At 63.2% G+C, this 22,470-nt stretch carries 19 protein-coding genes; 13 read left to right on the forward strand and 6 right to left on the reverse strand.

The window, feature by feature from the left end:
* Window positions 1–239 precede the first annotated feature (239 nt).
* The 5 genes from chvE to CLV85_RS11950 all read left to right on the forward strand — a co-directional run bounded on the left by chvE (window position 240) and on the right by CLV85_RS11950 (window position 6,883).
* Window positions 240–1,340, forward strand: a complete 1,101-nt coding sequence (gene chvE, locus CLV85_RS11930; protein ID WP_100389830.1) for a multiple monosaccharide ABC transporter substrate-binding protein — start codon at window positions 240–242, stop codon at window positions 1,338–1,340.
* 88 nt (window positions 1,341–1,428) lie between these two features.
* Window positions 1,429–2,958 (forward strand): multiple monosaccharide ABC transporter ATP-binding protein, encoded by a 1,530-nt coding sequence (gene mmsA / locus CLV85_RS11935; RefSeq protein ID WP_100389831.1) that lies wholly within the window; start codon window positions 1,429–1,431, stop codon window positions 2,956–2,958.
* A gap of 4 nt (window positions 2,959–2,962) precedes the next feature.
* Window positions 2,963–4,162, forward strand: a complete 1,200-nt coding sequence (gene mmsB / locus CLV85_RS11940; RefSeq protein WP_100389832.1) for a multiple monosaccharide ABC transporter permease — start codon at window positions 2,963–2,965, stop codon at window positions 4,160–4,162.
* Window positions 4,163–4,204: 42 nt separating this feature from the next.
* Window positions 4,205–5,407 (forward strand): ROK family protein, encoded by a 1,203-nt coding sequence (locus CLV85_RS11945; protein ID WP_189621940.1) that lies wholly within the window; start codon window positions 4,205–4,207, stop codon window positions 5,405–5,407.
* A gap of 66 nt (window positions 5,408–5,473) precedes the next feature.
* On the forward strand, window positions 5,474–6,883 hold the full coding sequence (locus CLV85_RS11950) for a GH1 family beta-glucosidase (RefSeq protein WP_100389833.1): 1,410 nt from the start codon (window positions 5,474–5,476) through the stop codon (window positions 6,881–6,883).
* Window positions 6,884–6,927: 44 nt separating this feature from the next.
* Here the strand turns inward: CLV85_RS11950 and CLV85_RS11955 are convergent, their stop codons facing one another.
* Window positions 6,928–8,562 carry a SulP family inorganic anion transporter gene (locus CLV85_RS11955; protein ID WP_100389834.1) on the reverse strand — a complete coding sequence of 545 codons (1,635 nt, stop codon included), beginning with the start codon at window positions 8,560–8,562 and terminating at the stop codon, window positions 6,928–6,930.
* A complete protein-coding gene (locus CLV85_RS11960) occupies window positions 8,559–8,924 on the reverse strand; it encodes an ArsR/SmtB family transcription factor (RefSeq protein ID WP_100389835.1) in 366 nt (121 codons plus the stop codon). The genes CLV85_RS11955 and CLV85_RS11960 overlap by 4 nt, the downstream gene beginning before the upstream one ends.
* Window positions 8,925–9,145: 221 nt before the next feature.
* On the opposite strand from CLV85_RS11960, the gene CLV85_RS11965 reads away from it, so the two are divergent.
* The 6 genes from CLV85_RS11965 (at window position 9,146) to CLV85_RS13380 (ending at window position 13,555) form a co-directional block, all read left to right on the forward strand.
* Window positions 9,146–9,496: a hypothetical protein gene (locus tag CLV85_RS11965; protein ID WP_100389836.1), complete on the forward strand. Its 351-nt coding sequence runs from the start codon at window positions 9,146–9,148 to the stop codon at window positions 9,494–9,496.
* 176 nt (window positions 9,497–9,672) lie between these two features.
* The gene (locus tag CLV85_RS11970) at window positions 9,673–10,905 is read left to right on the forward strand and encodes a TadA family conjugal transfer-associated ATPase (RefSeq protein ID WP_373296764.1); all 1,233 of its coding nucleotides are present in this window, start codon (window positions 9,673–9,675) and stop codon (window positions 10,903–10,905) included.
* Complete coding sequence (locus CLV85_RS11975; RefSeq protein WP_100389838.1) at window positions 10,902–11,768, forward strand: type II secretion system F family protein; 867 nt, start codon at window positions 10,902–10,904, stop codon at window positions 11,766–11,768. Before CLV85_RS11970 ends, CLV85_RS11975 begins: the two co-directional genes overlap by 4 nt.
* The gene (locus tag CLV85_RS11980; protein ID WP_100389904.1) at window positions 11,765–12,703 is read left to right on the forward strand and encodes a type II secretion system F family protein; all 939 of its coding nucleotides are present in this window, start codon (window positions 11,765–11,767) and stop codon (window positions 12,701–12,703) included. The genes CLV85_RS11975 and CLV85_RS11980 overlap by 4 nt, the downstream gene beginning before the upstream one ends.
* Before the next feature lie 53 nt (window positions 12,704–12,756).
* Window positions 12,757–13,203 (forward strand): hypothetical protein, encoded by a 447-nt coding sequence (locus CLV85_RS11985; protein WP_147433373.1) that lies wholly within the window; start codon window positions 12,757–12,759, stop codon window positions 13,201–13,203.
* Between the two features lie 208 nt (window positions 13,204–13,411).
* Entirely contained in the window at window positions 13,412–13,555 is a 144-nt protein-coding gene (locus CLV85_RS13380; RefSeq protein ID WP_157847496.1) for a hypothetical protein, read from the forward strand.
* A 57-nt stretch (window positions 13,556–13,612) separates the two neighbouring features.
* Here CLV85_RS13380 and CLV85_RS11995 read toward each other — a convergent pair whose 3' ends face one another.
* Together CLV85_RS11995 and CLV85_RS12000 are read right to left on the reverse strand one after the other, a co-directional pair.
* Window positions 13,613–15,217 (reverse strand): GTPase, encoded by a 1,605-nt coding sequence (locus tag CLV85_RS11995; RefSeq protein ID WP_100389841.1) that lies wholly within the window; start codon window positions 15,215–15,217, stop codon window positions 13,613–13,615.
* Window positions 15,214–16,974, reverse strand: a complete 1,761-nt coding sequence (locus CLV85_RS12000; protein ID WP_100389842.1) for a dynamin family protein — start codon at window positions 16,972–16,974, stop codon at window positions 15,214–15,216. Before CLV85_RS12000 ends, CLV85_RS11995 begins: the two co-directional genes overlap by 4 nt.
* A gap of 148 nt (window positions 16,975–17,122) precedes the next feature.
* Between CLV85_RS12000 and CLV85_RS12005 the strand changes: the two genes are divergently transcribed.
* On the forward strand, window positions 17,123–17,860 hold the full coding sequence (locus CLV85_RS12005; RefSeq protein ID WP_205030383.1) for an Ltp family lipoprotein: 738 nt from the start codon (window positions 17,123–17,125) through the stop codon (window positions 17,858–17,860).
* 171 nt (window positions 17,861–18,031) lie between these two features.
* Here the strand turns inward: CLV85_RS12005 and CLV85_RS12010 are convergent, their stop codons facing one another.
* Complete coding sequence (locus tag CLV85_RS12010) at window positions 18,032–19,360, reverse strand: extracellular catalytic domain type 1 short-chain-length polyhydroxyalkanoate depolymerase (RefSeq protein WP_229820587.1); 1,329 nt, start codon at window positions 19,358–19,360, stop codon at window positions 18,032–18,034.
* A 238-nt stretch (window positions 19,361–19,598) separates the two neighbouring features.
* Window positions 19,599–21,122, reverse strand: a complete 1,524-nt coding sequence (locus CLV85_RS13610) for an InlB B-repeat-containing protein (protein ID WP_100389844.1) — start codon at window positions 21,120–21,122, stop codon at window positions 19,599–19,601.
* A 219-nt stretch (window positions 21,123–21,341) separates the two neighbouring features.
* Here CLV85_RS13610 and CLV85_RS12020 point away from each other — a divergent pair, with 219 nt between their 5' ends.
* Window positions 21,342–22,388 (forward strand): Gfo/Idh/MocA family protein, encoded by a 1,047-nt coding sequence (locus CLV85_RS12020; RefSeq protein ID WP_100389845.1) that lies wholly within the window; start codon window positions 21,342–21,344, stop codon window positions 22,386–22,388.
* Window positions 22,389–22,470: the final 82 nt, after the last annotated feature.

The following is a 22,470-nucleotide window of genomic DNA, read 5'->3' on the forward strand; positions in this document are numbered from 1 at the left end:
TGGCGAAACTTTCCGAAAGTTGTTGCATTCAACGTATGAAGCAATATAAGTTCGCTCTATCAACAAAACGGGGCGCTTACCGCTGCCCCTCGCGATACAACGAAGTAGCGCTCCACGGCGCTGGTAATCCGGCCCGTGCTCTTCGTCTCTCTCGTGAGGACCGCAGCCAAGCCTCGGCCGGTCAAACCCCCGTGTGGCCGGCTTGTTGCCCGGCAATCACATTTGAAAGGGACAACACGATGTCAATGAAGAAGATAATTGCGGCCGCAGCAGCGACCGTGATGACCCTCGGGCTCGCCGCCTGCAGCAGTGGAGCAGCAGGCGGAGGAGACAGCCTCGGTAGCGTCGGTATCTCGATGCCTACCCGCAGCCTTGAACGCTGGATCAACGACGGCGAAGGCCTCAAAGCTCAGCTCGAAGACGCCGGTTACTCGGCCGACCTGCAGTACGCGGATGACAAGGCCGACACTCAGATCAGCCAGATTCAGAACCAGATCGCTTCCGGCGTCGACGTTATCGTCATCGCGGCAATCGACGGAGAGCTCCTTGCTCCCGTGCTCGCCGACGCGAAAGCACAGGACATCACGGTCATTGCTTACGACCGCCTGATCAACGGCACCCCCGACGTCGACTACTACGCGACGTTCGACAACTACAAGGTTGGTCAGCTTCAGGGTGAGTTCATTGAAGAACAGCTCGGACTAGCCGATGGTGCAGGCCCGTTCAACCTTGAGCCTTTCGCCGGTAGCCCCGACGACAACAACGCCAAGTTCTTCTTCTCCGGCGCGTGGGATGTCTTGCTTCCTTATGTAGAGAACGGCCAGCTGGTTGTTCCCTCGGGCAAGGCTCCGGCGAGCAACGATGACTGGGCAAGCATCGGAATTCTCGGCTGGAAGTCTGACTCGGCTCAGTCCGAACTCGACAACCGCCTAGGTTCGTTCTACACCGGCGGCGAGAAGATCGACGTCGTTCTTTCTCCCAACGACAGCCTCGCTCAGGGTATTGCCGCTTCGCTTCGCAGCGCTGGTTACACCGCAGGCACCGACTGGCCTCTCTTGACCGGTCAGGATGCCGACAAGGCTAGCGTCGTCAACATCCTCGCTGGGGAACAGTCGATGACGGTCTGGAAGGACACCCGCGAGCTGGGCAACGTCGTCTTCGGCTTCATAGAGGCAATCATGAACGGCGAGGAGCCGGAGATCAACGACACCGAGACGTACGACAACGGTGAAAAGGTTGTTCCCGCGTTCCTCATCGCGCCGGAGGTTGTGGTGAAGGATGACGTGCAGTCGAAGCTCATCGACTCCGAATTCCTGAAGGCCTCAGACGTAGGACTCTAGCCCCGGCTAGATCCCAGTAATACGATTCGACTTTCGGGGGACGGCACAGTAGCCGTCCCCCGAAAGTCACTGCGAGCGGAGCACACTCATGACTGCCATCCTCAGCATGAACCAGATCACAAAAGACTTCAGCGGCGGTGTTCGTGCCCTCGACGGCGTAAGCCTCGAGGTCGAGCGCGGACACGTGCACGCCATTTGCGGCGAAAACGGCGCCGGCAAATCAACCCTCATGAAGGTGCTGAGCGGGGTCTATCCCGTCGGCAGCTATGGCGGCAGCATCACCTTTGAGAATCACGAGACCGCCTACCGGTCGATCAATGATTCTGAGGCCGACGGTATCGTCATCATTCACCAGGAGCTCGCGTTGAGCCCCTACCTCTCTATTGCAGAGAACATCTTTCTCGGCAACGAGATCGCCACGCGCGGTGTTGTCGACTGGCCCAAGACCAATCGCGAAGCAACGATGTTGCTCGCGCGCGTCGGTCTCGACGAACTACCCAGCACGCCCGTGCTCGAACTCGGTGTCGGCAAGCAACAGCTTGTAGAGATCGCCAAGGCTCTCTCTAAGCAAGTGAAGCTGCTGATTCTGGATGAGCCCACCGCGGCCCTCAATGATGAAGACTCGGCACACTTGCTCGACCTCATCAACAGTCTTCGCGGTCAGGGCATCACGTGCATCATCATTTCGCACAAGCTCAAAGAGATTCGCCGCATTGCGGATACCGTCACCATCATTCGCGATGGCCAAACCATCGAAACCTTCGAGATGAAGGAAGCGGATGCCACGGAAGCGCGCATCATTCGCGCGATGGTCGGCCGCGACCTCGACAGCATGTTCCCGCCGCACACGCCCGAGATTGGCGATGAACTGTTCCGGGTAGAGAACTGGACGGTGCATCATCCGGTCGACACGACCCGCAAGGTTGTTGAGAACGCGTCGTTCTCAGTGCGGGCAGGCGAGATCGTCGGGTTCGCCGGGCTGATGGGCGCGGGGCGCACCGAGCTCGCGATGAGCATCTTCGGTCGCTCCTATGGCAGCCACATCAGCGGCACCGCCTTCAAAGCGGGCAAAGAAATCTCGGTCAAGACTGTCAGCGAGGCGATCGGCCACGGCATCGCCTACGCCACCGAAGACCGTAAACACTTCGGCCTCAACCTGATCGGCAGCATCGCCGTCAACATTTCAGCGGCAGCGCTCTCGAAGCTCTCGCGCTTCGGCATCGTCGATCGTTTCGCGGAGAACAAAGTCGCCGAGGGCTACCGCGGCCAAATGAACATCAAAACTCCGAACGTATCGGTGCTCGCGGGCAACCTCTCGGGCGGCAACCAGCAAAAGGTTGTCTTGAGCAAGTGGATGTTCTCGGGCCCCGACATCCTGATTCTCGACGAACCCACGCGCGGCATCGATGTCGGTGCCAAGTACGAAATCTACGGAATCATCAACGACCTCGCCCGCCAGGGTAAAGCGGTCGTCGTGATCTCCTCAGAACTACCGGAGCTTCTCGGACTCTGCGACCGCATCTATGCGATCTCCGAAGGCACCATCACCGGCGAGGTCGATCGCGCCGACGCTACCCAAGAACGACTCATGCACTTGATGACCGCGGGAAAGGACTAACCCGATGAGCACCACAACCCCCACTCGTAAACTGCCCAAGATGCAGGTTGACCTGCGTCAGTACGGCATCCTCGCTGCGCTCGCCGTCATCGTCATCCTGTTCCAAGTGTTGACGGATGGTCGGCTCCTGCTGCCCGGAAACCTCAACAACCTCATCCAGCAGAACGCCTATGTGCTGATTCTCGCCGTGGGCATGGTCATCGTGATTATCGCGGGACACATCGACCTCTCGGTGGGTTCTGTCGTGGCCATGGTGGGCGCGGTGGCCGCAATATCGATGAGCCAGTGGGGGCTGCCCTGGTGGGCCGCCGTCATCATCTCGATTCTGCTCGGCGCAGCGGTCGGAGCATGGCAGGGGTTCTGGGTGGCCTTCGTCGGCATCCCGGCCTTCATCGTCACGCTCGCGGGCATGCTGTTGTTCCGCGGTCTCACGCTCGTGTTCCTCACGGGCGGCACGATCAACGCTCTTCCTGGTGAGTTCAACGCGATCGGTGGCGGGTGGCTGCCCGAGCTGTTCGGCACGATTGGTGAAGGTCGCGGCAGCCGCGACATCCTCACAATCGTGTTGGGGGTTCTAGCGGTGGCAATGCTGATCACTCAGCAGATCCGTACTCGCGCCAAGCAGCGCAAGCTCGACCTTCCCGTAGAGCGCAGTGCATCGTTCTGGATCAAGAACGGTGTTGCGGCGATCGTGATCTTGGCGCTCACCTTCCAGCTCTCCGCCTACCGCGGAACCCCGATCATCCTGATTATCTTGGCCGTATTGATTCTGCTCTTCACGTTCGTGCTGAACCAGACCGTCTTCGGTCGTCACGTCTATGCGATCGGTGGCAACCTCTTCGCCGCGCAGATGAGTGGTGTGAAGACCTCGTGGATCAACTTCTTCGTCTTCGTCAACATGGGTGTGCTCGCGGGTCTCGCCGGGGTCGTCACGACGGCGCGTGCTGGTGGTGCTGTGGCATCCGCCGGTCAGAGCTTCGAGCTGGATGCCATTGCTGCCGTCTTCATTGGTGGCGCGGCTGTCACCGGCGGTGTCGGTACGGTCATCGGTGCTGTGATCGGCGCGCTCATTATGGGTGTGCTCAACATGGGCTTGTCGATCCTGTCGGTGGATGCCGCCTGGCAGCAAACGATCAAGGGACTCGTGCTGCTTCTTGCCGTGGCATTCGATGTCATGAGCAAGCGTCGCGCCGGACGTCGCTAGTCTTAGCATCAACGTTTTATTGCCAACCGAGTGGAACCGCCCGTGAACCAGAACACCCCGCCCTCGTCGTCGCTGCCGTCGCCGACCGGCACGGGAGGGCGCGGCGATCGCACTCGGCGGCACAATCTGTCGCGCGTGCTGACCCTGCTTCATCGTGGGGCGCAGCGCCGCTCACAGTTGACCTCGCAGACGGGGCTCAACCGCTCGACTATTGCGGCGCTCGTGGCCGAACTTACCGAGTTGGGTTTGGCGTACGAAAGTGAGCCAGATCCCACTCGGCAGGTCGGTCGCCCGTCGCCGATGGTGAACGCGGATGCTCGCACGGTGGCCATTGCGGTCAACCCCGAGATCGACGCCATCACCGTCGGGGTCGTAGGGCTCGACGGTTCGCTCTTGAAGCGCATCCGCTATGAGACGGAGGAGCCGCCGACTGTTTCGCAGTTCGTCAAGATCTCCAGCGTGATCATCGAAAGCTTGCGGGGCGAGTACGAAACGACGGGGCGCATCGTGGGGATCGGCGTTGCTGCTCCTGGTCTGGTGCGCGTCGAAGACGGCCTCGTGCGCTGGGCGCCTCACCTTCACTGGCGCGATGAACCCGTGAGCGAACTGCTTGCTGAAGCAACCGGTTACCCCGTCTCCACGGCCAACGACGCGAGTGTGGGTGCGCTCGGCGAGCACATCTACGGCGCCGGCCGCAACATCGATGACCTCATCTACCTCAATGGTGGTGCCAGCGGTATCGGTGGCGGCATCATCAGCGGCGGGCGGCCCCTCACCGGTCGTGCCGGCTATGCGGGAGAGTTTGGCCACGTTCGCGTCGAGAACGGGGCTGCCGAGAAAGGCACGCGCGAAGAGGGCAGCCTCGAGACCGAAGTGAACCGCGCCGACCTGCTGCACGCTCTTGGCCTCACCAACGTCGATTCCGAAACTCTGGATGCTGCACTGCGCGAATCCACGGATCCTGCGGTGAGCGCGCTCGTGCACCGACAGCTGCTGTCGCTCGGCACGTCGCTGCGCAACGCAGTGAATGTATTGAATCCTGAAGTGATTGTGCTCGGCGGTTTCTTGGCGTCCATCTTCGCGTTTGATCCCGAGTTTTTGATTGAGCGCGTGCGCAGCCAGTCGCTCGAAGCATCGTTCGAGGGCGTGCAGATTGTGCCGGCTCAACTTGGTGCAGACCTGCTCATGATCGGCGCGGCCGAGCTCGCTTTCGCTGCGCTCCTCGAAGACCCCGCGGCGCTCTAGTTTTTTCTTGACGTAACCTCGGGATAGTTTCGGCCAAATCGAAGCTCCCGGTCTTAGGGTTGCAAGATGAACTCCGATTACCGCGATTCTGGTCTCGTTTTTCCGCCGAACTTCATCGTCGGCTCCGCGACGGCGGCGTATCAAGTGGAGGGCGCTGCGCGTGATGGCGGGCGCACCGAATCTATCTGGGATACCTTCAGCCACACCCCGGGCAAGACCTGGAACGGCGACACCGGCGATGTTGCCGACGACCACTACTACCGGCTCGAATCCGACCTCGATCTCATGGCCGAGCTTGGCTTGGACGCCTACCGTTTCTCCATTTCGTGGCCGCGCTTTCAGCCGGGCGGGCAAGGGCCGATCAACCCGGAGGGAGTGTCGTTCTACTCGCGTCTTGTCGACGGATTGCTGAGCCGCGGCATCCGCCCCATCGCTACTCTGTATCACTGGGATTTGCCGCAAGAACTTGAGGATGAGGGCGGCTGGCCTGAGCGCGATACTGCCATGTGGTTCGCCGAATATGCCGAGCTCGCCGCCACTGCCCTGGGCGATCGCGTGCACACGTGGACGACCCTCAACGAGCCCTGGTGCTCGGCCTACTTGGGGTACGGTTCGGCCTCGCACGCGCCCGGTCGCACAAGTGATGCCGACGCGCTGGCCGCGGTGCACCACCTCAATCTGGCCCACGGAATGGCCGTGCCGCGCATCCGTGAGGCCGCCACGAATTCGCCTCAGGTGTCGGCGACGCTCAACTTTCACGTGATTCGCGGTGAGGATGCCGAGGCCAAGCGTCGCATTGATGCGCTCGCGAATCGCGCTTTCACGAGCCCGATGCTGCTCGGTCGTTACGACGATGACTTCATTGCCGACACGAGCGAGGTGACCGATTGGTCGTTCGTTCACGCGGGCGATCTGGCGACCATCCATCAGCCCCTCGATTTCTTGGGCGTCAACTACTACTCGACGGTCACGGTGAAGATGTGGGATGGCGTGAGCGAGCGGGCGATGAACGACGGTCACAAAGACATGGGCGGTTCCGCGTGGCCGGGCAGCCGTAATGTCGAGTTCTTGCCGCAGGCGGGCCCGTATACGGCCATGAACTGGAACATCGCGCCCGACGGTCTTGAGGATCTGCTGGTTGATCTGAGCGAGCGATTCCCTGACCTGCCGTTGATGATCACCGAGAACGGTGCCGCGTTTGACGACGAGGTAACGGATGGTCGGGTGCACGATGCCGACCGGGTCGACTATCTCAACCGGCATTTCACGGCCGCGCACCGAGCGATGCAGCGCGGGGTGAACCTGCAGGGGTATCTCGTGTGGTCGCTGCTCGACAACTTCGAGTGGGGCTACGGCTACTCCAAGCGCTTCGGCATTGTTCGCGTCGACTACGACACTCAAGAACGCATCGTGAAAGACAGTGGGCTGTGGGTTTCTGAGGTCGCTAAGAACAAGGCGACGCCGGCGCTGAACTAGCGCGCGAACTGGCTAGCGGCTTAGCGGCCTAGCGAGAGGCCGAGTTAGCGCGCCAGCTCTGCGCGCCTGATGTGCGAGCGGGCATGCTCGATTGCTGGCCCGAGTTCTTCGAACAGGTGGTTCGGATGCCGCAGCGAGCGGATCACGCCGAGCCGCTGCAGCACATCCCGGTGTTCGGGGCGGATGCCCTTGATGATCACCGTCACGCCGCGGCGTTCGAGGGCGGTGATGAGCTCGGTGAGGGTGTGCGCGCCCGTCGCGTCGATCACGTGCAGTTGCGAGAGGCGCACGATCACGACTTCGATGCCCTGATGTTCGTTGATGCGGTCGATGAGGCGTTCGGCTGCTCCGAAGAACAGGGACCCGTCGATGCGGAAGAGTGCGATGCGTTCGTCGCCCGCCTCGGGGGAGCCGGGGAGTTCTTCGCGGTGCACGCCGCTGGCTTTGCTCATCGCGCGCAGGGCGAAGAAGGCGGCGACCGCGATTCCGATGCCGACGGCGATGATGAGGTCGAAACTCACGGTGATGATGCCCGTGATCACGAACACAGCGGCTTCGGCCTTGCCGGTGCGCAGCATGGTCTTGATGAGGGTGGGGGAGACCATGCGGGCGGCGGTCGCCATGAGCACGCCCGAGAGTGCGGCGAGAGGGATCACAGCCACGACTTGAGCGGCGAGGTAAACGACGATGAGCAGTGCGAGGGCGTGCACGATGGCGGAGGCGCGAGTGCGGGCCCCGGAGCGCACGTTCACGGCGGTGCGGGCGATCGCACCGGTGGCCGGCATCCCGCCAAAGAAGCTGGAGGCGACGGATGCTAATCCCTGGCCCACAAGTTCGCGATCGGCGTTGTAGGGGCCGGTGTCTGACATGCCAGCGGCGACGCGGGCGGAGAGCAGGGATTCGATGGCGGCGAGGGCGGCAACGGCGAACGCCGGTCCGATGAGCGCGGTGAGGTCGAAGTCGAACGAGGGAACGGCGGGCGCGGGCAAGGAAGCGGGGAGTTCGCCAATGGTCGCCAGCGGCAAGTTGAGGGCTTGAGCGGCAATCGTGACAACGACGATGGCGATGAAGGAGGCGGGCAGGCGGCCGCTGATGCGGGTGAGCAGCAGCATGATCGCGATCACGCCGGCGGCAACGCCGAGGGGGAGCAGGGCGGCGGGCCACTCGGCAGCGCCGATGAAGGCGCCGGCGGCGAGCACAGCGTTAGTGGGGTGTTCGGTGCCTTCGGTGCCAAGCGCTGACGGCACTTGTTGCAGAAAGATGATGATGCCGATGCCGACGGTGAAGCCTTCGATCACAGGCCACGGGATGTAGCTGACGGTGCGGCCGAGGCGCAGGGCACCCGCGATCGCGACGATGATGCCGGCGAGCAGGGTGACAATCGCGACGGCTTCAACGCCTTGGCTGACGACGATGGGGGCGAGCACGACGACCATGGCACCGGTGGGGCCGGAGACTTGGATGTTTGAGCCGCCGAATACGGCAGCGACGAGCCCGGCAACGATGGCGGTGATGAGCCCGGCTTCAGCGCCGACTCCGGAGCTCACGCCAAAGGCGAGCGCGAGGGGGAGAGCGACGATGCCGACGGTGACGCCGGCGAGCAGGTCTCCGCGCCAGCTGGTGCGCAGTTCGCGGTAGTCACTCAGGCTGGGGAGCAGGGTGCGCCAGGAGCGTTTCATCGAGCATCCGGAATCGTGGGAAGGCTGTTCACGAGCTCACGCTGGCTGTCGGCGTCGGTGAGTATCTCGCCGAGCAGCACCCGGGCTACCCGCAGCAGTTCGGCGATCTGGGGGAGGGCGAGGCGGTAGTAGACGACGCTAGCGCGGCGTTCGGAGACGACGAGGCCGTAGCGGCGCAGTACCGAGAGATGTTGGGAGAGGTGGGATGCTTCGAGCCCGGTCTCGGCGAGCATGTCGGCGACGGATGCTTCGTCCGCGGCCGACAAAATCTCGAGCACCCGGATGCGGTACGGATGCGCGAGCCCCTTGAAGAGGTTCGCCTTGATTTCGTAGAGCGGCCTGCGCTCATCGAGAACGACCATTGCTGTGCTCCCCGTCCTTGCCCGATACTGCATACTTGCTGAATTGATGGAATCATCATATCAATTTTCAAGGTGACCATCACCTAACGGGGGTGCATCAAGTTCAGGGGTGACCACATCGGGAACTCGACCCAAGCTCCCATTCTGAACAGAATATTACTCACAGAATTTTCGTTTGTGGAAGCTCTGATCGAATCGACAGGTTACAAAGGTGGGCCCACTTGGCAGCGACCAACAATGCATCACACAGCCACACTGATCTCGCCACGATCGGGGCGGTTCTCGCTTGGGCGGGTGTCATTCCGCTACTCAATCTCATGGTGCCGCTCGCATTCCTGCTCTGGAATGAGTACTCGCTGATCGCATTCTTTGGCGAACTGCCATCCCCCGAGGAGATTAGCGCCCAGCACTGGAAGCTTGTCGTCGCGCGGGTGACATCCACCGTCGGTAGCGCCCTGATCATTGCCGCCATCGTCGTGCTCGCGCGTATGAAAATGGTCCGCAGGAATCTCTACTTTGCACTCGGCGTCAGCGCCGCGCTGTCCGCGCTCTGGTTCGCGGTGAACCGCTGATCCTGATTGCTTAGGCTGAGTTGCTGATCGGGGCTGCTGAGCCCACAAGAATTCGCTCGCTCGCTGAAGCCGCAGAATTCCCTACTCGTCTCGCGCGGCGCGGGATTTATGGAGCCGTGAGCGATTCCTGTGGACAACAACCGCAGCGCTGGGCGCCCACTCCGCACAATATGAGCATGCCTAACGCTGTGACGACCATTGCCGATCAGGTTCGCCAGAGGGTTCGCCGCGACGGGGTTGATCTTTCGAGAGACAGTGAACTTGCGTCGCGGTACGTGCGCGACGAGGTGCGTCGCTATAGCGAACGTGCGCTGGGTGGTTCGGTTCCGCTTCTCACGGATGAAGCCCAGGCCGCCCGCGAGGTGGTGGCGGCGTTGACCGGGTACGGTCCGCTCCAACCGTTCTTCGATGACGACACCGTCGAGGAGCTCTGGATCAACGGACCCGAGCACGTGTTCGTCGCTCGCAACGGGGTGCCCGAGTTCACGGGCATCCGCCTCACTGATGGTCAGGTTCGCGATCTGGTCGAGCGGATGCTGCAAACCTCGGGTCGCCGCGTCGATTTGAGTTCCCCGTTTGTTGACGCGTCCCTGCCGGACGGTTCGCGACTGCACGTCGTGATTCCGGATGTCACGCGGCGCCACTGGGCGGTGAACGTGCGCAAGTTCAGCCAGCGCATCCGCGATCTGGATCGTCTGGTCGAGCTGGGCAGCCTGCCGCAGCACGCGGCCGACTATCTGCGATTGTGTGTGCTCTCCGGCCAGAACATTGTGGTGTCGGGCGCGACCCAGAGTGGCAAGACAACGATGCTCAACGCCCTGCTCGCGGCGGGCAAACCGACCGAGCGCGTCGTCACCGTCGAAGAGACGTTTGAGCTGAGCGTTGCTGGTCACGACCACGTCGGTATGCAGTGCCGCCAACCCAGCCTCGAGGGCACCGGCGAAATCAGCCTCCGCCGCCTCATCAAAGAAGCACTCCGAATGCGCCCCGACCGCCTCGTGGTCGGCGAAGTGCGCGATGCCGAATCCCTCGACCTCCTTATTGCTCTCAACTCTGGGCTGCCGGGAATGTCGAGCATCCACGCCAATAGCGCCCGCGAAGCGCTCGTGAAACTGTGCACCCTTCCGCTGCTCGCCGGTCGCAACATCGACTCCAGTTTTGTCGTGCCGACCGTTGCCAGTTCTGTGGATGTCGTCGTCCACTGCGAGTTGACAGCGAACGGCACGAGGCGCGTGGTCGAGATCCTGTCGCTCACCGGTGGGGTTAGGGACGGGGTGATCGACAGCAGTGTTCTCTTCCGGCTGTCGGAGGGCACACTCCTCCACACCGGCGCCGTGCCTGCGCGGCTCGCCAAGTTTCAGGCAGCGGGCATCGACCCGGTGTCGCACTTGCTCAAGGCTGTCGCATGAGTCTGATCCTGGGCATCATCCTTGCGGTGGGCGTCACCCTTATCAGCGCGCCGTTCCTGTGGCCGATGCAGAGCGAACGTCACGTGCGCGGCCGCTCAGCGTGGTCACTCCGCCTGCGGGAGCGTCTTGTGCAAGCAGGGCTCCCGACGACCAGCCCATCCATTGTCGTGATCGTGTCTCTGGTTTTCAGCATCGCCGTCGCCGCCATCACGTTCGTCCTCACCTCGGTGATTGCTGTGGTCATCTGTGCTGCTGCCGCTGCACTCGTGCTTCCGGCCCTCGCGATCAGCTGGCGGGCTCGCGCTCGCCGCAAGGCAACGCAGGTTGTCTGGCCCGACGTCGTTGACCAGCTCGTGTCTGCCGTACGCTCCGGGCTCGCCCTTCCCGATAGCCTCATGACGGTCGCGCACACCGGCCCGCTCGTCACGAGGAGCGCTTTTGCCGCGTTCGCTGCCCGGTATCGGGCCACGGGCAACTTCGCTATCGCCGTCGATGAATTGAAAGTCGCGCTCGCCGATCCGGTTGCCGACCGCATCCTTGAAACCTTGCGGATGTCACGCGAAGTCGGTGGAAGTGAACTCACCAACGTGCTTCGCAGTCTCAGCGTCTACCTGCGCCAAGAGGCAGCCATCCGTTCGGAGATAGAGGCTCGGCAGGGGTGGGTCATGAATGCCGCCCGGCTCGGATTGGCGGCGCCGTGGGTCGTGCTGTTCCTCTTAACAACTCGCCCCGAAGCAGCGCTCGCCTACAACTCGGCGGGTGGCGTCGCGCTCATCGTTGCTGGGCTCGTTCTCTCGGTTATCGCGTACCGCATCATGGCGGGCATCGGCCGCCTTCCCGAACAGCCGAGGTGGTTCGCATGAGTGATGCGCTCGCGTTGGCGATTGTCGCCGGCATTGCTGGTGGTCTTGGGCTCTGGTCGATTCTCAGTCTCATCCCGCGTCTCAGCCGCCCCACCCTGGCGACTCGCGTTGCCCCGTATGTGATCGATGTCTCATCGGGTGCTCGGGAGCATCTTGCTCCGCGCTCAGTCGGCCCGCTTCCCGTGCTGGGAGTGTTGCTGGTCCCTGCTGCGCGCTGGTTGCGCGAGACCCTCGCGTCAGTGGTTGGTGGGGGAGACCTCATCGCGCGCCGACTTCGGCAGGCGGGCTCCGAGCTCACCATCGAGGCTTATCGTTCACAACAACTGCTGGCAGTCCTGGCCGGTGCCATGCTCGGCGTGGTCTTCGACATCTCGGTCGCTAACCAACAACAGGTGCCGCTGATCGCCCAGGCCGTTCTCGTCGTCGTCGGTGGCGTGGTGGGAATTACCGCGCGCGACTACCTGCTGCAGCGCGCAGCGAAGGCCCGCATCCGTCGGCTCACCGCCGAGCTACCCGTCGTGTTGGAGTTTCTAGCGCTGAGTCTCTCCGCGGGCGAAGGAATCTTGGATGCGGTGCGCCGCGTCTCGCAGGTCAGTGGTGGTGAGCTTTCCCGCGAACTCGCTCGCGTCGTCTCCTCGGTCAACACGGGGCTGCCGTTTGGTGAGACGCTGGGGGTGCTCGCCCGAGAACTCGAGCTGCCGCCGTTCACCCGCTGCGTCGATCAGATCCTCGGTGCGCTCGATCGGGGAACCCCACTCTCTGAAGTGCTGCAAGCCCAAGCTCAGGATGCTCGTGAAGAGTCCAAGCGCGAACTGCTTGAACTAGCGGGCAAGAAAGAGGTCGCGATGCTGTTCCCGCTCGTGTTCCTGATCCTGCCCATCACCATCGCCTTCGCGATCTTCCCCGGCATCTTCGTGCTGCAGGTGGGGTTCTAGGCAGTAACCAGATCGCGATCGGGTCGCCAGCAGCGTTGCCCTAGGGTGTAGACATGAGGCGTTTTCAACGACCAGCCGCCGTTGTCTCCGTGTTGGCGATTGCAGTGCTGCTTGCGGGTTGTTCCTACGTGAATCGTGTCGCCGCACGGCTTAATGCCGATGGCCGTCTTGATTTCGCCACCTGTGATGACCGCAACACCGATTCCTTCGACGTTGAATGGATTGGCCCCGATGGTGAAACTGTCGCAGACCCCACGAGCACCTCTGTCGTAGGAGACGTTGCGACCGGCGATGTGTTTCACCTCGATGCCCGAACACCCACGGCAGAGTGGGAGTTCGTTTCCGTACGCAGCGAAGGTCTTGCCAACGAGGGAAATATCGCAGGTCACTTCGCCGCAAGCGAGCTCGCGTCAGGTGACTGGGTGTGGAATCAAACGGCCATCTTCATCGGCACCGTAGATGTGGAGCATTGTGAACTCGACGAAGACAGTGCGCGCTAGGGACGCCACGGGCCGCCGAATGCGGATCAACTGGGGTCTCCTGTGGGCGATCCCAATTGTTGCTGCGTGCCTCGGACTGCTGTTCTCGTTAGGTGGGATGAGAGCTACTCAGCTGGCGTTAGAAGTCGATCCCTGCGCGACAAGCGTCGATAATCCCTTCGTGTTTCCGGCGCTGATCTCCTACGCGATTCTCATCGGAGGATCGCTAGTGGCCCTCGTAGTCTCTGTGATCGCCAAGAACAGCCACGGCATTGCTATGGGAATCGTTGCAGTAATTTCCTCGCCGTTCCTCGCGCTGTTCGGAGTCGTGATGGGTGTCGGTGGCTACGGCTGGCACTGCCCGGATTACTAGGGCGTGACGTCTCTCCATACCCGCCGCCGTTAGCGAAGTAGCGACCCGAGGAGCGTTCTAGCGCTGCGCGATCTGCAGCGCGGCCGACACCGCCCGCGCCTGCTCGAGCGCCGTCGCGACGGGAGTCACGACGTCCCGCTGCACAACCTCAGTCACCGCGGTGAGAAGTCGGCGGCGAGCACGGCGGCGGCGGCCGGCAGCGGCCACAGCGCTCAGCGCGGCCGACAGCAGACCAAGCACGATGCCGACGAGCACGGCCGCAATCAGCAGCAGTGTCGGTATCGCCCACCCGGTGAGCGGACCTTCATCGACAGCGGGGAGCGGGAACGCCGGCAATCCGAACGTCGGCAGCAGTGCTGCACCCACCAACCACAGCGCTCCGCCCAATCCGGCGATCGTGGCGATCCACTGCACGATGCCCACGAGCACCCACCACCACGAACCCTTCGCGGGCAGAGGCGTGCGGGCGATGGCGAGATCGAGCGTGGCTGGCAGAGTGCCGAGAGCGTGCTCCGCGGTGGTGCGCGCGGCAGCCCGCCACGGTGCAGAAACTCCCGCGCCGGCTTCGTCGGTGAACGTGCGAACGGCCATCGACATCCGAGCCTGGGCGCCGGCGCTCAGCAGCGGCATGCTCGTGCGATGCACGTCGGGGTCGTCGCCACGACGCTTCGGCCCGAGGCCCAAGCGGGTGAGGGGGTCGGCGCGCAGACGACCGATCCAGGAGACGAGCGGCCACCCGGTGGCTTGCCCGGAACGTTTGCGATACGAGCGGGCAACAGCGGATGCCACGATGTCAACGCCCGCGGCCGTGCCGACCTCATCGCGCAGTCGAGCGGTGCTCTTCGCGCTGACCTTCTGTGGGGAACCCGGATCGTCGATGCGCGCAGCGATGGTCTGCACGTCAGCGCTGAGCCGCGCATCCCGCACCGCCTTCGACGCGGCAAGGTCGCCAATGGCCTGACGCAACGCATCAACACCTTCGCCAGTGCGGGCGCTCACGGGCAGCACGCGGGCGCGCGGAAGACCGTCGCGTTCCACAATGGTCTGCAGCGACGTCACGACGGCGGCACGATCATCCGCGCTCAGCAGATCGACCTGGTTGAGCACGACCAGAGTCACGGCGGCGTGCTTGGCGTGAGGCGCGATGAACTGCGCGTGCAACACATCGTCGGCATACTTTTGCGGGTCCACAACCCAGATCAGAGCATCCACTTGACCCGCAAGACGTTCGGCGACAGCACGATTGCTGGCCTCCACAGAATCGACGTCGGGCAGATCGACAAGTACGAGCTTGCTGGCGCGAGAATCAAAGGGTGTCGATCGCTCAACCCGTTCGCGAACCTCAAGCCAGTCGAGTAGTTCGCTTGCGCCGGCGGCCTCCCACGTCACAGCGAGAGCCTGCGAGGTAGTCGGGCGGCGAACGTGCGCCACCGCAACCTCGTCGCCCACAAGAGCGTTGACCAGGCTCGACTTGCCCGATCCGGTAGCGCCAAAGACGCCAACCACGGTGTGTTCGGGGGAGCGGGAACGGCGCGCTTCGGTCTGCGTCAGCAGGGCACGGGCATCGTCGAGCACCTCGGATGGGATGCGACCGGCGCCCGCCTCAGTGACCGTGCGCAGCGCGGCAATCCTCTCGTCGAGGCTGGGCTTGGCGGCGCTCACGAGTTGTCTCCCGCCGCACGCGCGACATCATCGAGCAGGGCTTGCGATTCCCGTCGCAGCGAATCGGGAGTCGCACCGAAACGCAGCGGCTCCAACGCGACAGTCAACCGGGCGATCTCCGCATCGAACAGAACACGAACGCGCGCATGCAGGTCCTCGCGGGCCTCGCTCGCGAGCCGGCGCACGGCATCCTCACCAAAGATTGTTTCGAGCAGCTTCTGGCCGAGCACCGCCGAACCGCCCGCAATGGCAATCTCGCCCCCGGTGAGACCACCGGTCGAGGCGAACACCACGATCATGAGGGCGACCGTCACAACGTTCAGGCCGAGCGACAGAACGCGAGCCCGGATGCGCTTATCTCCCGCATTGTCGTGAATGAGCTGCATGAGCGCACCCTGCCATTCGCGAATCATCGCGGTCGTCGCCTCGGGCAGTTCTGGGCTTTCGCTGGCGAGTTCCGGATGCCGTTCAGCGATGGCCTTGCCGGCCGCGCTTCGTTCGAGTCCGGCCCACGCTGCCGCAGCAGCGCGCCCCGCTTGGTCGACGATCACGGTCTGCAGCCCGGTTTCGATTTGGGTTTCGACTTCCACCACGGGGCTGGGTTTGCCGGTGATCCAGGCAGTAGCGCGGTCGCGGGCCGCCGAGAACCACGAGTCAACTTTTCTGAAGAAGTCGGAGGTGCCCACAAAGTCTTGCCAGCGGGCGAGCACTTCGCCGCGCATGAGGGCACCGTTCTGGGTTGCGGCATCCACGGCTTCGAGCGCGGCTTCGTAGTGCGCAGCGGCGGCAGCGCGCGCAGCGTCGAGCCAGTCGAGTTGCTGCTGACGGGCATCCGCAATCACGACCACTTGGCGGTCGAGCTCGCTAATCGCGCCGCTAAGAGTGCGCGCTGCAATGCGGGACCGTTCGGCACGGTCGCCGGCGATGGAACTCAGCCATTCGCGCGGGCGTTCGACGGCGCTGGCAGGCAGCATGCCCAGTTCGTCGAGGCGCTGTTCTTCGATGGAGAAGATGGGAGCGTCGCTGAGGCCGCGGTCGGTCAGCATCGACTGCAGGTCAGGAAGAATCTCAGCGAGCGCGCCGGGGGGCACTCGGTTGAGCACGATGCCGACGGTAATTGACCGGGCGGCGGCGCTTTCGAGAAGGCGCCACGGCACGGCGTCGGCGTAACGGTTGGCGGTCGTGACGAACAACCACAGGTCGGCAGCCGCGAGAAGTTGGGTGGCGAGGGCGCGGTTTTCGTCGGCAACCGAGTCGATATCCGGAGCGTCGATGATCGCGAGCGAACGGGGAACACTCTCGTGTTCGAGCAGCATGAGCTCGCCGATGCGTGACTCTTCGGGCGCATCTCCCGCGCTCGAAGCGGGCGTTCCGGGAGCGCTGATGTGGCCGCGCACGCGCGCCAGCCCGGGAAGAATGCGGTCGCTCGCGAACCATCCCGCATCCACGGGAGCGTGTACCAGAATCGGCTGACGCGTTGTGGGGCGGATGACGCCGGCCCGAGTTGTCGCGACGCCCAGAAGCGCATTCACGATTGTCGACTTACCCGAGCCAGTGGAACCACCCACCACCGCCAGCAGCGGTGCATCGAGGTCAGCCAAGCGGGGGCGGATGTAGTCGTCAATCTGGCGGACGGCGGCTGCGGCGGCTTCGCGCTGCGTTACAACACCGTCGAGATCAAGGGTTAATCCAGCATCCGCAAGAGACGCCCGCAGGCGCTCAAGCGAGAGGATCGCGGGCGCACTGTTGTCGGTCACTGCTTAAGCATGCCGGGTGCCGGGCCAGTTCGCTAACTTTTGTTGCATCGATGGGTGCATGTCGTGGGCGACCGGCACCGGGCATGGTCCGTTTGGCGGCCCCGTTCGTGGGGGCGACAGCGCTTGGGGTTCGCGCCATACTGATTTCATGACGAATACTTCGATGCCTGACTCGACGCCGCCACCACCTCCACCAGTGGGGCCGCAGGCGCAACAGGCACCGCAGAAACCGCCCGCTGGGCTAGCGATCACAGGATTCGTAGTCGGACTCGTCGCATTTTTCTCAGGTTGGGTCCCATTTATGGGCTTCCTTTTGGGCGCGGCAGCGATAGTAGTTTCCATATTCGCATTGAAGAAGCAACAGAATAAGGCGCTGTCGATTATTGGAATGGGGCTTGGAGGCCTCGCCGCTCTGACCTCGTCCATCACGACAATTTTGTTGATCGTAGGGTTAGCTTCGACTCCAAGTTCGCAGAGCTTCGATTCTGAGCTGGAGCCCGTTGCTTCGCCTTCGGCGTCGCCTACTTCGACGCCAACTGCAGAAGTCGAGCCGACGCAGACGCCAGAGCCCGTTGCGGAGCCTGATAAGCCAACACTCACGACTTCGCAATCTAACGCGGTGCAGTCAGGCGAGTCGTATCTGGACTACACAGGTTTCTCCCGCTCAGGTTTAATCGATCAGCTGGAATACGAGGGGTATAGCACTGCAGATGCCACGTTCGCGGTTGACTTCATTGCTCCGGATTGGAACCACCAGGCAGCTGTCACAGCAGAGGCATATCTCGATTACTCATCGTTCTCGCGTCAAGGGCTTATCGATCAACTGATCTACGAAGGGTTTTCGCAAGCTCAGGCTGAGTACGGCGTCTCCGAAGCCGGTTATTGAGCACGTCGGTCTGCCACACTCGAACGATGAAACGATCGATCGTGTGAGCGTTCCGCTCAGACGCGGCACTCGTTTTCCTCCAGATGTGGAGATCGGTGCGCTCGAGGTCGCGTTTTAGCGGCGACTTGTGCGCATCGGCCGCCGCTAAAACTCGTGTAAATGGAGAGCTCGTTAGCCGCAGCTGCCGGTTTTAATCCAGCTATTAGCGGAGACTTGCGAGAGGCTCGTGATCGTCGCATCGCCCTGGCCGAGGTAGCTCAGCGATCCCTTTGCGTAATACGGGTTGTAAGGATTGACCCCGTAGGCGAAGGCTCGCCCCGCCGCCGCATGTTGGGCATTGGTCGCAGTGAAGCACGTCACAGGTTCAGGATCCGGCGTGGGCGTTGGCGTTGGCGTCGAGGTGGGAGTCGGCGTGGGGGTGGGCGTCGGCCCCGGCGTGCCGGTCCGGTCAACGCGACGGTTGTTGTCGAAGAAGAACTCGGTCACGTACGCCGGGTAGTCAAGGCTGTTCGCGTTGATGTACGTTCCTCCCGTGCCTGCGCCCGCCGGCCAGTTGTGGCCGAGATTCGAATTCTGAATCACCGAAACCCGTGGCCCCGCGGCATCCGAATAGAGGGTGCCCAAGCCGGCAGTGTTGTTGCCTGCCAAACCGCTCAAACTAAACGTCGACGTGCTGGATGCCCCGTAGATGCCGGCCATGATCTGGCCATTCAAGGTGTTGTAGCCAGTGGAGACGGTGGAGTCGTTGCTGCCGTAGATCACCGAGGTGAGTTGGGTCGAGAATGCAGCTGAATTCGCGCTACCGAAACTGGTGCACGTGTTCGTACCCTGCGCCTTCGATACGGCGACACTCGAGATTTGGCCAGAAGTGGTGCCCACCGTGGGGCCGGCGTTGATGCCCATTCCCGCAAAGACGTCGGGGGCGAGGCATCCCATCACCATGGTTTCTCCGCCACCGGATGACAACCCAGAAATATAGACCTGGTCGGCATCGATTCCGAGAGAAGCCCGCGCGCTCAACGTTGTGGCGAGGTTCAGCAGATTGTCGTCATGCCGTGCAGGGTTGCTGCGGGAGTGGTTGGAGTCGTAGTAATCCCAGCAGCCGAACACGACGCCGCCGTTGGGCGCATCGGGGAGGGCGACGATCATTCCGTAGTCTTCAGCGGCGGCTACCCAGTTGGCGTTCGCTTGGAAGTCACTCGCTTTCTGGGCGCAGCCGTGGAGGCTGATCATGAGGGCGCGTCCGGCCGGCAGTTCAGCGGCAGTGGATGGCGTGTAGATGCGAGTGCTCATCCCGGCAACCGTTTCGGTGCTCCACGTGCCCGGAACGGTGTCGGAGCCGCCGGGGTCGGACGAGTTGCTGCACCCCGGAAGCATCTCGAAACCGGGTGGACACGTGATCGCTTGGGCCGCGAATGGGGCTCCCGCCAGCGTGGCGCTAACGAGGGCGAGAGAGGCGAGTGCTGCCGGGATGGTGAGCCGGCGTTTAACAGTGGACATTCGGAATACCTCCGCACGTCGCAACGCGGTCTTCGCTCCGTGCGTCATTGCGCGGATGTCCCGGCCGCATTGCGCGCCGCGACAAAACCGCGACGCTGACGGCAGCCGCCGTCGAGCGACGCACCGTCAGAATCACCGTACAGTGAAACCTGAATCATGTCTCAGGTTTTCCACAAGTCGCGTGATGGGGAACGCAGCGCGGGTTCGCGGGGGACTCGTGTTGCTGTTGCTGTTGCCGCTATCGCTGCCGGGCGGTGACGCGTCGGCGAAGCACGAGGAGAGCGAAGCCGGCCATGAGCAGTATTGCGCCCACTGAGAGGTGGGGCGTTATCGCAGAACCCGTAGCGGCGAGCGTGGCGTCAGTTGCTGGGGCATCAACTGTCGCGGGCACCTCTGTCCACGTCGCGATCAGCGTCAGCGATGCGGTCACCGGATTGGTGAAGTCGTAGGCGGCGCCGCTGACTGTCCAGCCGGCGAACGTGTAGCCGGCGCGGGTGGGGTCGGCGGGTGCGGTGAGGGTGTCGCCGATGGCAACGAACGCGGTGTCGGTTGCCGTTCCGCCGACCGCGTCAAAGGTCGCGATGCGCACGAATTCGACACTGATCTGACCGCCGGTGCCAACAGTGGCGGTAGCGGCCGTATAGCCGATCCCTGCCGGAGTCGTGGAATTGGTGATGAGAGCACCATTCGGGTCTCCACCATTAGTAGCTGCCCCTGGTGCGCCGATGCCGTGAATGTCGAGTACTCCAGAGGAAGAGCTACCCTGGCCGCCGCCGATGCCTGCGCCTGAGTTGTCGCCGGTAGCGGTGGTGGTGCCTCCGGTGAGAATGGTGGTGCCGCCGTTGCCCTGATATCCGCCGCCGATGCCCGCGCCACTGCCGCCTCCGGTTGCGTCTAGCGTGCCACCGCTAACGGTCGTGGTGCCGCCGTCGCCTCCGTCTCCGCCGCCGATGCCTGCGGCCGCGAAGCCTCCGATCGCGCTGATGGTGCCGCCGCTCTGAGAGGTGGTGCCGCCGTTGCCGTAAAGGCCGCCGCCGATGCCTGCGCCTCTGTTGCCTCCGGTCGCGGTGATGGTGCCGCCGTTGGTGGTGGTGCCGCCGCCGCCGTCGTATCCGCCGCCGATGCCTGCGCCGTGGTAGCCGCCGGTTGCGGTGATGGTGCCGCTGTTGACGGTGGTGGTGCCGCCGTCGCCTTCCTGGCCGCCGCCGATGCCTGCGCCGTGGTAGCCGCCGGTTGCGGTGATGGTGCCGCCGTTGACGGTGGTGGTGCCGCCGTCGCCTCCGTCTCCGCCGCCGATGCCCGCGCCGGAGCGGCCGCCTTCTGCGGTGATGGTGCCACTGTTAACAATGACGGAGCCGCCAGCGTTGCCTTCATTGCCACCGATGCCCGCACTGTACCGGCCTCCGGTTACTGTGAGCGTTCCGCCGCCGGTGGCAACGATGGTGAGGGTGGAGGTGCTGGGAACCTCGATCGCCGCCAGAGAGTCAGGGACGTCGCTGTTGATGGTGAGGTCATGCCCGTTGAGATCAAGCGTGATCGACTCATTCGCTTTGACCGCTAGTGATCCGCCTGTCGGAGCAACGATATCGGCGTCGAGGTTGACGGTGTCGCCGTCTAGAACAACAGCGAACGCGTTTGACAACTCGCTCCAACTGGTGACGGGGAGCGTTGCGGCTGTCGCCGGAAGCGCGCCCGCGACAGTCAAGGCAAGCGCAAGGGCGACAGCGGTAACGCTAGGCAGGACTTTGGGGCGAGGAATCACGGTAGTTCTCCGGTTGGTTGAGTCGAGGAGCTGCACGAGATGTAATCCCAAGCACGAAAGGCTGACGCTATCAGGCGCAGTCCCACCCCCGAGCCGTTTAGGCGGAGATCGCTCTTCTGGGCGCCCACTTCGGAGGCAAGCTGCGCACCTGGGCCTACATCTGTTCGAGTCCTAGACTGGTCGAGGCCTGCACCGCCGCAGTCCTCCCCAACGAGAAGGATGCTTGTGTTCCCCACCACGTTCCCGGCCCCGATCATTCCTGCAGCAGACTCCGTTCCAGCACTGCGCTGGGGCATCATGGCTCCCGGTGGAATCGCCGCGACGTTCGCGGAGGCGGTGCAAGCGCACACTGAGCAGAAGCTCGTGGCCGTGGCATCCCGCAGCCTCGGCCGTGCCCAAGACTTTGCGAACACCTGGGGTATCGAGAAGGCCTACGGTGACTATGCCGAGCTGCTGGCCAACCCCGACATCGACGTGATTTACATCGCCGCGCAGCAGCACGTTCACCGCGATCTAGCGCTGCAGTCGATCGCTGCGGGCAAGCACATTCTGGTGGAGAAGCCGTTCGCCATGACCGGTGCCGAAGCGCGTGAGATTGTGGCCGCTGCCCGGGCCGCCGGGGTGTTCGCGATGGAAGCGATGTGGACTCGCTACCTGCCCCAAACCTCAATCATCAACCAACTTGTTGCCGATGGAACCTTGGGCGATATCCACCTCGTCACCGCCGATCACGGCCAGCGCATTCCTGAGGGGCACCGGGTTCGCTCGCTTGACAGCGGGGGAGGAGCCCTGCTCGACCTCGGCATTTATCCGATCGCCTTCGCGTCACAGATTCTGGGCGCGCCTTCTGCCGTGCACAATGTCGGCTCGCTCATCGAGAGCGGGGTGGATGCTCAATCCCTTCTTACTCTCAGTTACAAGAGCGCGGCTCAGGCCCAGCTCAACACCACGTTGCTCGCGCGTACACCCATCACGGCATCCGTCGCGGGCACCGACGCCCTGCTGGAGGTCGGCAATGGCTTCTTCACGCCCACCTCGCTGACCCTCTCGAAGCCCGGCTTCAACGGCGAATCAATTCACTGGAAAGACGAGACGGGTGTGGTTGGCCACCGCGGTCTCAGCTACCAAGCCACGGCGCTCGCCGGATTTGTGGCGCAGGGTCTCACCGAGTCGCTGGTGCACTCGCTTGACGAAACCGTCGCCATCCTCGACACGATTGATTCGGCTCGCTGGCAACTCGGTTACCGCTTCGGCTCCGAACAGTAAAGCGATGGGCGCGGCCGACGCTGCGCCCGCTAACCATGTATCGCAGACTGCGATTACGCTACTAGAACTCGATGTCTACGCT

It is taken from the genome of Salinibacterium amurskyense, assembly GCF_002797685.1.
GTDB lineage: Bacteria > Actinomycetota > Actinomycetes > Actinomycetales > Microbacteriaceae > Rhodoglobus > Rhodoglobus amurskyensis.